Source organism: Bradyrhizobium sp. 31Argb (genome assembly GCF_043638955.1).
Taxonomy (GTDB): domain Bacteria; phylum Pseudomonadota; class Alphaproteobacteria; order Rhizobiales; family Xanthobacteraceae; genus Bradyrhizobium.
The window spans coordinates 1-12,476 of the sequence record NZ_JBEGDB010000238.1 but is presented as its reverse complement, the minus strand read 5'-3'; the positions used below and the strand labels follow the sequence as shown (position 1 = coordinate 12,476).

Genomic DNA, 12,476 nt, shown 5'->3' with positions numbered 1-12,476 from the left:
TCGTTTGAGATTTCGACAACCTCATTCTGGCACAACTGATGCCGTAGGGGGCCGTCCACCCCATCAACCACAGGATTGCGTGGCTGGGCCCGGCTGGGGCGACACCTTATCCCTGACAATCCAGAGCGGTGGTTATGGGTCTCGGCTCGCGCTTCGCTTGGCCGCGACGACGGCTAGATCTCAAACACCTGCCCCGGCTTGAGCACCGCGAATTTGTCCCGCGGCACTTCCGCCTGGTCCAGCGCCTCACCGAGCGCGATCGCCGGTGCATCGATGCCTTCATCGGTGAGCTGGAACGTGCCGTGGTGATGCGCCAGCGCCTGCGCGGCGCCGCAATCGGCCAGCGCCTTTACCGCATCGGCCGGGTTCATGTGCTGGTCGCGCATGAACCAGCGCGGCTCATAGGCGCCGATCGGCAGGATCGCGAGCCGCAGCGGGCCGTGCGCTTCGGCGACACGACGAAAATGCCCGCCGTCGCCATAGCCGGAATCGCAGACGATGTAGAGTTTGCCGACCGGCGTCTCCAGCACGAAACTCGCCCATAGCGCCTTGTTGCGGTCGAGAAGCCCACGCGCCGACCAGTGCCGCGTCGGCACCAGCGTCACGGCGAGGCCGTTGCCGAGTTCGACACGATCCTGCCAATCGAACGCTTCGGCTTTGATCGCGCGATCCGCCTCGCGCATGGCGACATCGTTGCCGAGCGGCGTGATCACGCGTGGCGAGAATTTGGCGGCGAGCTTCGAGAGCGTCGCGACGTCGAGATGGTCGTAATGGCCGTGCGACACCAGCACGACATCGATCTCGGGCAACGCCTCGAAGGCGATGCCGGGATCGTTGTGCCGCTTCGGTCCCGCCCAGGAGAACGGCGAGGCGCGCATCGACCACACCGGGTCGACCAATATGTTGAGGCCAGCGACCTGGATCAGCCAGCTCGCATGGCCGACAAAGGACAGCCGCACCTTGTCGCCCTCGACCCGCGGCGGCGGCGTATCGGCGTGGGGACTGGGCACCCAGTCGGGCCAGTCCACGCGCTTCCGTTCGCCGCCAAATTGCCAGCGCAGCACCTCGCCGAGCGACTTCGGCGGCGCGCCGTCCGGATCGAAGAAGCGCAAACCATCGAAATGATCGGAGACGGGGCCGTCATAGGTCTTCATGCGGGTCATCCAAACCGACGGCACGCCGATCACGGCGGCGGCGCCGGCGAACAGTGCAAAGATGCGGCGGCGGGTGATGGGCACGGGGCTGTATCACGGGTAGTGGGGCGTTGGAATTTATATGGCGCCGAGCGCGCAAATCGGAACCCATAATCGAAACATAAGTATTTTCATGTCGTTATGGGTTCAATTCGGATCATCTCACCCGACTTTTCCTTGACTTTCGGCGCCCGCGGGGGTTTAACGCCGCCACTTTCTCGGAAAGATCGTTCTTTTCGACCCGCCGACCGGCCCTCGAGACCGGAGGCCAACGCCCGACAGCGCTGTGCGCCCTCGGGCGCGAAAGTGTTTGGAAGACCGGCTTTGGAACATCATCTTGGCGTTCTGCGTCGGGACACCCAGGTTGTCATCACCCGCGAAAGCGGGTGATCCAGTAACCGGCGGCGTTTGTTTGGTGCGATGTCCCGGCGTACTGGATACCCCGCTTTCGCGGGGTATGACGGCAAGTGACTGAGGTGCCTGCGGGCGCAACAAAGGACAACGGCATTGTTCGACAATCTGTCGGAAAAGCTTGGTGGCATCCTTGATCGGCTGACGGGGCGCGGTGCGCTCACCGAAAAGGATGTCGACGCCGCGATGCGCGAAGTGCGCCGCGCGCTGCTCGAGGCCGACGTCGCGCTCGAGGTTGTCAGGAGTTTCATCGAGCGCGTGCGCGAGCAGGCGGTCGGCGCCACCGTCGTCAAGTCGGTCACCCCAGGCCAGATGGTGGTCAAGATCGTCCACGACGAACTGGTCGCGACCCTCGGCTCCGACGGCCAGACCATCGACCTCAACTCGGTGCCGCCGGTTCCGATCATGATGGTCGGCCTGCAGGGTTCCGGTAAGACCACGACCACCGCGAAACTCGCCCGCCGCATGGTCCAGCGCGACAAGCGCAAGGTGCTGATGGCTTCGCTCGACGTCTATCGTCCGGCGGCGATGGAGCAATTGGCCGTGCTCGGCCGCGATCTCGACATCCCGACGCTGCCGATCGTCGCCGGCCAGAAGCCGCCGCAGATCGCGCGGCGCGCGATCGAGGCGGGCAAGCTCGGCGGCTATGACGTCGTGCTGCTCGACACCGCCGGCCGCACCACGCTCGACGAAGAGATGATGACGGAAGCGGCCGAGATCAAAGCCGTCGCCAATCCGCATGAAGTGCTGCTGGTCGCGGACTCCCTGACCGGCCAGGACGCGGTCAACCTCGCGCGCTCGTTCGACCAGCGTGTCGGGCTGACCGGCATCGTGCTGACCCGCGTCGATGGTGACGGCCGCGGCGGCGCCGCGCTGTCGATGCGCGCGGTCACCGGCAAGCCGATCAAGCTGATCGGCACCGGCGAGAAGACCGACGCGCTGGAGGACTTCCATCCGAGCCGCATCGCCGGCCGCATCCTCGGCATGGGCGACGTGGTGTCGCTAGTCGAGCGTGCCGCGGCCAATATCGACGCCGAAAAGGCCGCACGCACCGCCGAGCGGATGCGCAAGGGCCAGTTCGATCTCAACGACATGCGCGAGCAGCTCACGCAGATGGCGAACATGGGCGGCATCAGCGGCCTGATGGGCATGATGCCCGGCGTCGCCAAGATGAAGAACCAGATCGCCGCCGCCGGGATCGACGACAAGATCCTGAAGCGCCAGGTCGCGATCATCGATTCGATGACGCGGCAGGAGCGCAAGACCCCGGACATCCTGAAAGCCAGCCGCAAGAAGCGCATCGCCGCCGGCGCCGGCCAGAACGTCGAGCAGGTCAACAAGCTCTTGAAGATGCATCGGAACATGTCCGACATGATGAAGGCCATGGGTTCGGGCAAGCGCGGCCCGCTCGCCGGCATCGCGCAGGCGATGGGCTTTGGCGGCGGCATGAAGCCGCCTTCGCCGGAAGAGATGAAGGCGTTGGCCGAGAAGATGCAGGGCGCGCCCGGTGGCGGCCTGCCAAACCTGCCGAAAGACCTTCCCGTCGGCCTGCGCCAGGGCCTGCCCAATCTGCCGGGGCTCACCGGCCTCAGCGGCAAGCCGACACTGCCGGGCCTCGGCGGCCCGCCGGGGAAGAAGAAATGAGGAAGCTCGCTCCTCTCTCCATTCGTCATTCCGGGGCGCCGCGCAGCGGCGAGCCCGGAATCCATTTCACCGCTTGCATCCGTGGCCGGATGGATTCCGGGCTCGCTTCGCGCCCCGGAATGACGGGCTAATTCATCAACATCCAAATCAAACCACTTATCAGGAGAACCAAATGTCAGTCGTTATCCGTCTTGCGCGAGCCGGCACCAAGAAGCGTCCGGTCTATCACGTCGTCGTCGCCGACTCGCGCTTTCCGCGCGACGGCCGCTTCATCGAGCGGCTCGGCCATTTCAATCCGCTGCTGCCGAAGGACAGCGAGGCGCGGCTGAAGCTCGACATGGACAAGGTGAAGGCCTGGCTCGCCAAGGGCGCGCAGCCGTCGGACCGCGTGACCCGCTTCCTCGATGCGGCCGGCGTCGTGAAGCGCGCGCCGCGCAACAACCCGGAAAAGGCGGTGCCGCGCAAGGAGCGCAAGGCCCAGGCCGAAGCCGCCGCGAAGGCGTAAGCTTTCAGGCGCATGACGGTGCCCGCACCGGTTTGCGTCGCTCGGATCGGCGCTGCGCATGGCGTGCGCGGCGCCGTTAAGCTTTGGACCTTCACCGAAGACCCGCTGGCCGTGAAGGATTACGGCCCGCTGTTCACCAAGGACGGCGGGCGCCGGTTCGAGGTCGCGCATGTCCGCGAGGCCAAGGACCATCTGGTCGCGACGTTCAAGGGCGTATCCACGCGCGAAGAGGCCGAGCGTTTGAACGGCATCGAACTCTACGTTCCGCGCGAACGATTGCCCGAAACCGACGATGACGAATACTACCACGCCGATCTGATCGGCCTCGCCGCTGTCACGACCGGCGACCAACCGCTCGGCAAGGTCCTCGCGATCCATAATTTCGGCGCCGGCGACATCATCGAGATCGCGCCGCCGCAAGGCGCAACGATGATGCTGCCGTTCACCAACGCGGTGGTGCCGACCGTCGACCTCGCCGGCGGGCGGGTCGTCGTCGAATTGCCTGAAGAGATTGAGGGCGAGGAACCCTCTCAGGGTCGTCCCCGCGAGAACACGGAGTAGTATCCGTAGCCCGGATGGAGCGGAGCGCAATCCGGGACCGCTCGCCGCCCACGGGCTTTCCCCGGATTGCGCTTCGCTCCATCCGGGCTACGTAGGGAATAGCGATAGCGGAGCAACGACGATGGCAAGCCACAAAGCCTGGCGCCTGCACGCGCATAACGATCTTCGCCTCGATGAAGTGGAGACACCAGCGCCCGCACCCGACGGCGTCGTGGTACGCATCGAAGCCGGCATGGTGCTTTCCTACACAGGCAAGGTGCTGTCAGGCGCGGCGCCCTACAGCCTGCCGCCGATGCCATTCGTGCCCGGGACCAACGCCATCGCGCGTGTGGTCGCGGTCGGCGACAATGTCAATCATGTCGAACCTGGCGACCGCGTCTTCCTGAGCCCGCATCTGCGCGCCGATGTGCCCGACCGCGAGCCGCCGCAGATCCTGATCGGGCTTACGGCCATGACAACCACACCGGAAGCGCTGGCCCTGCAGACACGCTGGCGCGACGGCGTGTTTGCCGAGGTCGCGCATTGGCCGGCAGCCTGCGTGACGCCGCTTTCGGGGCTCGAGGACAGGCCCGCAACCGAATTGATCGGGCTCGCAAAGCTGATCGTGCCGTTCGGCGGATTGCAGCGTTCGGGCCTGCGTGGCGGACAGACCATCATCATTAATGGCGCGTCGGGCTATTTCGGCTCGGGCGCGGTGATGCTGGCCGTCGCGATGGGCGCAGGACGCGTAGTCGCCGTCGGGCGCAAGCGGGCGGCACTGGAACTGCTGCGCGAGACCTTCGGTCCGCGCGTCATTCCGGCCGTCGTCAGCGGCAACGCAGCCGAGGACCTTCCGATCATCCGCCGCGCCGCGGCCGGCGGGGCCGAGGTCGCGCTCGACCTGCTCGGCAACGCCGGCAGCACCTCGACCACGCTGTCTTGCCTGCGCGCGCTGAAGCGTGGCGGGCGGCTGGTGCTGATGGGCAGCGCGGAGGCGCCGCTTGAGCTCTCGTTCCGCGAAATGCTGGCGAACGACTGGGAGGTGGTCGGGCAATTCATGTACGACCGGACGGCGCCCGGCCAATTGGCGGCGCTGGCCGCCGAGAACCTGCTCGATCTCCGCCAGATCAACGTCACGGCGTTTTCGCTTGCCGACATCAAGCGCGCGGTGGAAGCCGCCGCGCTGATGCAGGGTCTCGACCTCACGGCCGTGGTGCCGTAACGGAACCCGATGACCGCTCAGACCATATGGCGCGCCACCGTGCTGACCCTGTTCCCGGAGATGTTTCCGGGACCGCTTGGCGTCAGCCTGGCGGGCCGGGCGCTCGCCTCCGGCCTGTGGACGCTGGAACCGCGGGACATCAGGGATTCCGCGACCGACAGGCACCGCAGCGTCGACGATACCCCCGCGGGCGGCGGACCCGGCATGGTGCTCCGTGCCGACATCCTGGCTGCCGCCATCGATGCGACCGATATCGCGCCGGACCGGCCACGGCTGCTGATGAGCCCGCGGGGTCGGCCACTGACCCAGCCCATCGTCGCGGAACTCGCGTCCGGCCCGGGTCCGCTCATCGTCTGCGGCCGATTCGAGGGGGTCGATGAGCGGGTGATCGAGGCGCGCGGTCTTCAGGAGGTCTCGATCGGAGACTACGTGCTGTCGGGCGGGGAAATCGCCGCCATGGCGCTGATCGACGCCTGCGTACGGCTGTTGCCGGGGGTGATGGGCAAGCAGGCCTCCGGGGAGGACGAGACCTTCTCCGAGGGACTACTGGAATACCCTCAATATACCCGCCCGCAGGAATTCGAGGGCCGGCCGATCCCGGAAATCCTCACTTCGGGCGATCACGCCAAGGTCGCGGCTTGGCGGCGGGCCCAATCCGAGGCCCTGACCCGGGCCAGGCGGCCGGATTTGTGGATCGTGCGGCACGGCACAAAAAACACGACAGACGGGTGACAAAGCCCGCGCTTTGCCTTATAGGAGCGCCCAAATCCGCAATCAGGATAGACCGAATTCTTGCGCAGCCCGCGTCGGTGCTGGGCGCGCCGCCGATGGAGATTTCAATGAACCTCATCCAGCAGCTCGAAAAAGAGCAGTACGACAAGCTCGCTGCGACCAAGCAGATCCCGGAATTCGCGCCCGGCGACACCGTGATCGTCAACGTCAAGGTGGTCGAAGGCGATCGCACCCGCGTGCAGGCCTATGAAGGTGTCTGCATCGGCCGTTCGGGCTCCGGCCTCAACGAGAGCTTCACGGTGCGCAAGATCTCCTACGGCGAGGGCGTGGAGCGCGTCTTCCCGGTGATGTCGCCGATGATCGACTCGATCAAGGTGGTGCGCCGCGGCAAGGTCCGTCGCGCCAAGCTCTATTACCTGCGCAATCTCCGCGGCAAGTCGGCCCGCATTGTCGAGAAGCAGGACAAGCAGGATCGCGCCGCCGCCGTCAACGAGTAAGCTCATCCGACCAATACGGATGTGACTGAAAGCGCGGGGCCGGTCCCCGCGCTTTTTTGTTGCTTCGTGCGGTGACACCCGTGTCAATCCCTCATCCTGAGGAGCGCGGAACGCGCGTCTCCGGACGATGCTATGCATCGCCGGGAGGAGGATGGAGGCCCCGCCGGTGGCCTCGCCTTCGAGACGCGCGCCGATGGCGCACTCCTCAGGGTGAATTCACGCGCACGCGGCTTTGAAGCCGTGACGCGCATTGAAAGCACTCGCGCTTCCGGATTGGCCTGCTATATATTTGTAGAATGGTTCCAGATCAGACCAGCATCGAGCCCATCAAGCGCGTCGTGATCGACGATCGCTCGCGGCTGCCTGGCCGGTTCTTCGGGCGCTTTGCGACCTCGGCGACGTCGGAGCTTACGCGCGCAGCTTGATGCTGCGCCGGCCTTTCGTTTGCCCCGGCGCCTAACCGCGCCGATCCGCTACCACAACATCGCTGGAGCTGATGCTCATGTCCAAACCGACCACCCTGTATGACAAGATCTGGAACGACCATCTGGTGCACGAAGCCGAAGACGGCACCTGCCTGCTCTATATCGACCGCCATCTGGTGCACGAAGTGACCTCGCCGCAGGCTTTCGAAGGCCTGCGCGCCACTGGCCGCAAGGTGCACGCGCCGCAAAAGACGCTGGCCGTCGTCGACCACAACGTGCCGACCACCGATCGCACCAAGCCGAACCCCGATCCTGAGAGCATCGAGCAGATCAAGGCGCTCGCCGAGAACGCCAAGGAATTCGGCATCGAATATTACGACGAGTTCGACAAGCGCCAGGGCATCGTCCACGTCATCGGCCCCGAGCAGGGTTTCACGCTGCCCGGCACGACCATCGTCTGCGGTGACAGCCATACCTCGACGCATGGCGCGTTCGGCGCGCTCGCGCACGGCATCGGCACTTCCGAAGTCGAGCATGTGCTGGCGACGCAGACCCTGATCCAGAAGAAAGCCAAGAACATGCGCGTCACCGTCGACGGCAAATTGCCCGAAGGCGTGACCGGCAAGGACATCATTCTCGCCATCATCGGCGAGATCGGCACCGCCGGCGGCACCGGCTACGTGCTGGAATATGCCGGCGAGGCGATCCGCGCGCTGTCGATGGAAGGCCGCATGACCGTCTGCAACATGTCGATCGAAGGCGGCGCGCGCGCTGGCCTGGTCGCGCCCGACGAGAAGGCGTTCGACTTCCTGCGCGGCCGTCCCAAGGCGCCGAAGGCCGAGGCCTGGGATGCGGCGATGCGCTACTGGGAGACGCTGCGTTCCGACGACGGCGCGCATTTCGACCACGAACTCCGGCTGGACGCAGCAAAGCTGCCGCCGATCGTGACCTGGGGCACCTCGCCCGAGGATGTCATCTCGGTCACCGGGTTCGTGCCGGATCCCGACAAGATCGCGGACGAGGCCAAGCGCCTCTCCAAGCATCGCGCGCTGAAATATATGGGCCTGACAGCGGGCACGAAGATCACCGACATCAAGCTCGACCGCGTCTTCATCGGCTCCTGCACCAATGGCCGCATCGAGGATCTGCGCGCCGCGGCCAAGATCGCCGAGGGCAAGCACGTCAACGCCAGTGTCAACGCGATGATCGTGCCGGGCTCGGGCATCGTGAAGGAGCAGGCGGAGGCGGAAGGTCTCGACAAGATCTTCATCAAGGCCGGCTTTGAGTGGCGCGAGCCGGGCTGCTCGATGTGCCTGGCCATGAACCCCGACAAGCTGAAGCCGGAAGAGCGCTGCGCCTCCACCTCGAACCGCAACTTCGAAGGACGCCAGGGCTTCAAGGGCCGCACCCATCTGGTGTCGCCGACAATGGCGGCTGCTGCGGCAATCGCCGGGCACTTTGTCGACGTGAGGGAGTGGCGTTAACCACCTTTCCCTCAAGCTCGATAAATCGCGGAAACGCCTCGTTAAGCAGCGAGGCGCAGACTTGCTCCTTGCGGATGCATCCTTTCGCAAGGAGCCGAGCCATGGCCGACAAGCGCGAATATATCGATATGGTCAGCGAGGCGACGCGCCAGAACCGGCGCCGAACCATGCCGCGCGTGATCGATCCAATGCCTCAGGCGAAAGAAACCTCGCGCCTCAGCCACTGGCCGCCGGACCGCTGGGCGCAATGGCGGGTCGAGAACCTGACGCCGTGGAAGCTGAAGTCCTGGAAGTTCAGGGACTGGGATTAAGACGGCTCATTTCGAGCCCGTAGCCCGGGTGGAGCGGAACGCGCAACCCGGGACACTTGCATCAACATTGCGTACCGGCCCCGGGTTACGCTGACGCTTCACCCGGGCTACGAAGCCTCACCAATACGGACGCCAATAGTGGTGACGATACCACCAGGGGCGGCAGATCCGGCGCGGGCCGTAATAGGTCCAGATGATCCGACAACGGCGCGGGTAATAGTAGCGCGGATAATAGTACGGCCGAGCATAGTAGAACCGGCGGTGAAAATGACGCCGGTGGAAGTAGGGCCGGTGGTAGGCGTAGCGATAGCCGCCGCCGTAGTAGCGATGGAAGCCGCCATAACGGTAGCCGCCGTGGAAAGCCGGTGCCGCACGAAACCCGCGATGAAAGGCCACGCCGCCGCCGCGAAAGCCGCCGCCGCGATGGAACGCGACACCCCCACCTCTGAAACCACCACCCCGGAAACCACCGCCACGGAAGCCGCCACCATGGAAACCACCACCACCGCGGAATCCACCGCCATGGAAACCGCCGCCACGACCGCCGCCATGGCCCCGAAACTGCACTTCGGTGGCCAGCCCTTCAGTCGCCGCCTTCGTCGCCGGTACGGCGCCCGGGCTGGCCAGTGAGAGCGCCTCGGCGCGCTGCGTTGCCGTCGTAAGGACGAACACCGCGGCAGCCGCAAGGCCGACGCGACTGATCATGCCGCGCCCGAATTGTCGTCTCCTCATTCCGAAAACCTCCTTGAAGCGCGCAATAGCAATCGCGCCGCCTAGAAGGCGTGCGTCGTCATCGCGTGCATGTGCGGTCGCTCCCATCATGACGCTAGAGACAGCGACGTGAACGCGCCGTGAATGCGACACGAGCGAAAGAGGATTGCAATCAACCGTCTGTTTGGGAAGCGCTCAGCGCCTCACCACCACCACGGGTCATGCCGGAAGCCGAATGCGTACGGGACCGGCCTGTCATATGGATATGGTCGGAAGTAGTAAGGCTGCGTGTAAGCGCGAGAGTAAGGAGGATAGGGCCGGTAGTAGAAGTCGATGTAGGACCGATCAACGTTTCGGTAGTAGGGCCTGTAGCGGCGCGCACTGAAATCCGTGGCTCCTGCATCAGCCTTTTGCGCGACGGTCCGCTGCGGCCCTGCCGCGGCCGTCGTCACTGACGCCGGCGATGCCAATACCATGACACCTGCAACCAGCGCGGCGCCGATCCAACCCTTCATGAGATGACTCCTCCAGCAATCGAGCGGGCGATAACGGGTACAATCATGCCTGTTTCTTGGCTGAAATGGAAACTTTCTTGGCTGAAAATGAAAAACAGGCCCGTTACTCACGGGCCTGTGCGCTCTGCGTTGAATGCCGCGAGCCTGTCAGCGGCGCCAGTGGCGGCGAGGATGCCAACGGTGCGGGCGGTGATGGCGACGGGAGTGCCAGCGCACTTCGGTCGTCTCCGACATCTGCTTCGGAGCATCCTGAACCGCCGCAGCGGCGCCGGGGCTGTTCAGCGAAAGCGCGTGAGCGCGCTCGCCCGGCACGGCAAGCGCAAGCAGGGAACTGGCGGCAACCAGCCCCAGAAGTTTTGTCACCTTCATTTTTTTGTTCTCCCGAACGTCCTCGGATGTCACGTCCGCAACCATCGATTCGAATCGAGTGAGGCTGCCGCGACGCAGGTCGCAAGCAGAAGCGGACGACGTGAATGTGGAGGGAATGAATCTGCGCCGCGGACGTGAACGCGGGAGTGCGCGTTTCAGTTCCGTGCCAAGGTCAGGATTTCTGACTGTCTAGAAGAGTGGCAATACGGCAGCCGCAAAGCTAACCGGGACGCCAATAGCAGTGCATGCGCGGTGTGATCACGGTACCGCTCGGCCGGTATTCCTGCACATAGTGGGCGGTGCAATCGCGCACGGCGTTCGGGCCGGGATTGTAGCGCGGGATGACATCCGGTTCCCAGTGATCCTGGCGGTAGATCGGAATCCGCCGCAGCGGCCGCCGGCGCTGTGCGGAGGACTCAGAGATGGTGGGCGCAACCGCCTGCACGCCCAGCGTTGCCGATGGAGCCGTTTGCGCCTGCGCGCTCGCAACCGGCAGCGAGGCTCCCGCCAAAGCCGCCAGTAGCATTCCCATCACGATCCGCCGCATCACGCCCACCCAAAATCCAGTTCGCGGGCCGTACGGTCTCCGATTGCCGCGACAAGGTCAACAGCGCTGGCGCCCTGTGCGAAACTCGCGCTAAACAGGCGTCATGTGGACCACAGCCAAAGCGCCATCGCTCGCCGAAATGGAGGCCATGGCACATGACGTTTTCGAGCGCCTGCCCAAGCGCTTTCGCGGCCTTTGCGAAGGCGTGATCATCCGCGTCGACGATTTCCCGACCGACGAAGTCATGGACGAGATGGGCTGCGAAAGCGAATTCGACCTGCTCGGCCTGTTCCAGGGCATAGGTCTCCCGCACCAGAGCCATGGCGACGTCCCGCACTTGCCCAACATGATCTGGCTCTACCGCCGGCCGATCCTCGACTATTGGGCCGAGCACGAGGAGACGCTGGGCCACATCGTCCGCCACGTCCTGGTCCATGAGATCGGCCACCATTTCGGCCTCTCCGACGCCGACATGGAGGCGATCGAGGCCGCTGCGGGCTAAAGCGTTTTCGAGCGAAGCATGCCCTCGGACTTGATCCGAGGGTGGCCCCGGTTCGCGTGAAGAAAACGCGTCAGACAAAGGCCCCATGCGCAAATTAGCCTTTTTCCAGGGGGTTTTTCGGGATAGATAACCCCCTCTCCCACCTTGAACCGGGAAGTGCGATCGATGGATAAGTTCACCAAGCTGGAAGGCGTCGCGGCGCCATTGAAGATCATCAATGTCGACACCGACATGATCATCCCCAAGCAGTACCTGAAGACCATCAAGCGCACCGGCCTTGGCAAGGGGCTCTTCTCGGAGCAGCGCTACAAGGACGATGGCAGCGAGAATCCCGATTTCGTGCTCAACAAGCCGGCCTATCGCAATGCCAAGGTCCTGGTCGCCGGCGACAATTTCGGCTGCGGATCGAGCCGCGAGCACGCGCCCTGGGCACTGCTCGATTTCGGTATCCGCTGCGTGATCTCGACCTCGTTCGGCGACATCTTCTACAACAACTGCTTCAAGAACGGCATCCTGCCGATCCGCGTTGCCCAGGAAGACCTCGACAAGCTGTTCGACGACGCTGAGCGCGGCGCCAATGCGACGCTGACGATCGACCTGGCGAATCAGGAAATCCGCGGTCCCGACGGCGGCGCCGTGAAGTTCGAGATCGACCCGTTCCGCAAGCACTGCCTGATCAACGGCCTCGACGATATCGGGCTGACGATGGAGAAGAAGTCGTCGATCGACGACTACGAGGCCAAGGCCAGCCGCGAGCGCGCCTGGGCCTGATCTTTCCGCTCCGGATCAAGAGCAGCATTCGACGAGGTGACGCTCGGCGTAAAGGGGCTTGTTGAGCGGATATTTCTTGGTCCGCGAAGGATTGTTT

At 64.6% G+C, this 12,476-nt stretch carries 15 protein-coding genes and 1 pseudogene; 10 read left to right on the top strand and 6 right to left on the bottom strand.

Annotation, left to right across the window (positions count from 1 at the left end; all coding sequences use genetic code 11):
• Positions 1 to 173: 173 nt before the first annotated feature.
• Positions 174 to 1,238 carry an MBL fold metallo-hydrolase gene (locus AAFX91_RS31860; protein ID WP_394569236.1) on the bottom strand — a complete coding sequence of 355 codons (1,065 nt, stop codon included), beginning with the start codon at positions 1,236 to 1,238 and terminating at the stop codon, positions 174 to 176.
• 462 nt (positions 1,239 to 1,700) lie between these two features.
• On the opposite strand from AAFX91_RS31860, the gene ffh reads away from it, so the two are divergent.
• The 8 genes from ffh (at position 1,701) to AAFX91_RS31820 (ending at position 8,964) form a co-directional block, all read left to right on the top strand.
• Entirely contained in the window at positions 1,701 to 3,248 is a 1,548-nt protein-coding gene (gene ffh / locus AAFX91_RS31855; protein ID WP_130581203.1) for a signal recognition particle protein, read from the top strand.
• Positions 3,249 to 3,420: 172 nt separating this feature from the next.
• Entirely contained in the window at positions 3,421 to 3,753 is a 333-nt protein-coding gene (gene rpsP, locus AAFX91_RS31850; RefSeq protein WP_130229090.1) for a 30S ribosomal protein S16, read from the top strand.
• An 18-nt stretch (positions 3,754 to 3,771) separates the two neighbouring features.
• Positions 3,772 to 4,314, top strand: a complete 543-nt coding sequence (gene rimM, locus AAFX91_RS31845; RefSeq protein ID WP_394569235.1) for a ribosome maturation factor RimM — start codon at positions 3,772 to 3,774, stop codon at positions 4,312 to 4,314.
• 121 nt (positions 4,315 to 4,435) lie between these two features.
• Positions 4,436 to 5,515 (top strand): zinc-binding dehydrogenase, encoded by a 1,080-nt coding sequence (locus AAFX91_RS31840; RefSeq protein ID WP_394569234.1) that lies wholly within the window; start codon positions 4,436 to 4,438, stop codon positions 5,513 to 5,515.
• A 9-nt stretch (positions 5,516 to 5,524) separates the two neighbouring features.
• On the top strand, positions 5,525 to 6,247 hold the full coding sequence (gene trmD, locus AAFX91_RS31835) for a tRNA (guanosine(37)-N1)-methyltransferase TrmD (RefSeq protein ID WP_394569233.1): 723 nt from the start codon (positions 5,525 to 5,527) through the stop codon (positions 6,245 to 6,247).
• A gap of 107 nt (positions 6,248 to 6,354) precedes the next feature.
• Positions 6,355 to 6,744 (top strand): 50S ribosomal protein L19, encoded by a 390-nt coding sequence (rplS, locus tag AAFX91_RS31830; RefSeq protein ID WP_027580760.1) that lies wholly within the window; start codon positions 6,355 to 6,357, stop codon positions 6,742 to 6,744.
• Positions 6,745 to 7,246: 502 nt separating this feature from the next.
• Positions 7,247 to 8,653, top strand: a complete 1,407-nt coding sequence (gene leuC, locus AAFX91_RS31825) for a 3-isopropylmalate dehydratase large subunit (protein WP_394569232.1) — start codon at positions 7,247 to 7,249, stop codon at positions 8,651 to 8,653.
• 101 nt (positions 8,654 to 8,754) lie between these two features.
• Positions 8,755 to 8,964 (top strand): hypothetical protein, encoded by a 210-nt coding sequence (locus AAFX91_RS31820; RefSeq protein WP_130581207.1) that lies wholly within the window; start codon positions 8,755 to 8,757, stop codon positions 8,962 to 8,964.
• 117 nt (positions 8,965 to 9,081) lie between these two features.
• Here AAFX91_RS31820 and AAFX91_RS31815 read toward each other — a convergent pair whose 3' ends face one another.
• The 4 genes from AAFX91_RS31815 to AAFX91_RS31800 form a co-directional block, all read right to left on the bottom strand.
• Positions 9,082 to 9,696, bottom strand: a complete 615-nt coding sequence (locus tag AAFX91_RS31815) for a hypothetical protein (protein ID WP_394569231.1) — start codon at positions 9,694 to 9,696, stop codon at positions 9,082 to 9,084.
• A 182-nt stretch (positions 9,697 to 9,878) separates the two neighbouring features.
• Entirely contained in the window at positions 9,879 to 10,190 is a 312-nt protein-coding gene (locus AAFX91_RS31810; RefSeq protein WP_130581209.1) for a hypothetical protein, read from the bottom strand.
• 147 nt (positions 10,191 to 10,337) lie between these two features.
• Positions 10,338 to 10,559 carry a hypothetical protein gene (locus tag AAFX91_RS31805; RefSeq protein ID WP_130581210.1) on the bottom strand — a complete coding sequence of 74 codons (222 nt, stop codon included), beginning with the start codon at positions 10,557 to 10,559 and terminating at the stop codon, positions 10,338 to 10,340.
• A 220-nt stretch (positions 10,560 to 10,779) separates the two neighbouring features.
• On the bottom strand, positions 10,780 to 11,106 hold the full coding sequence (locus tag AAFX91_RS31800; RefSeq protein WP_394569230.1) for a hypothetical protein: 327 nt from the start codon (positions 11,104 to 11,106) through the stop codon (positions 10,780 to 10,782).
• Positions 11,107 to 11,209: 103 nt separating this feature from the next.
• Here AAFX91_RS31800 and AAFX91_RS31795 point away from each other — a divergent pair, with 103 nt between their 5' ends.
• Entirely contained in the window at positions 11,210 to 11,608 is a 399-nt protein-coding gene (locus AAFX91_RS31795) for a metallopeptidase family protein (protein ID WP_394569229.1), read from the top strand.
• Positions 11,609 to 11,773: 165 nt separating this feature from the next.
• Positions 11,774 to 12,379, top strand: coding sequence for a 3-isopropylmalate dehydratase small subunit (leuD, locus tag AAFX91_RS31790; protein ID WP_028165134.1), 606 nt, complete (start codon positions 11,774 to 11,776; stop codon positions 12,377 to 12,379).
• A gap of 21 nt (positions 12,380 to 12,400) precedes the next feature.
• On the opposite strand, the pseudogene AAFX91_RS31785 reads toward leuD, so the two are convergent.
• Positions 12,401 to 12,476 (bottom strand): annotated as a pseudogene (locus AAFX91_RS31785) (IS5/IS1182 family transposase); the annotation flags it as partial.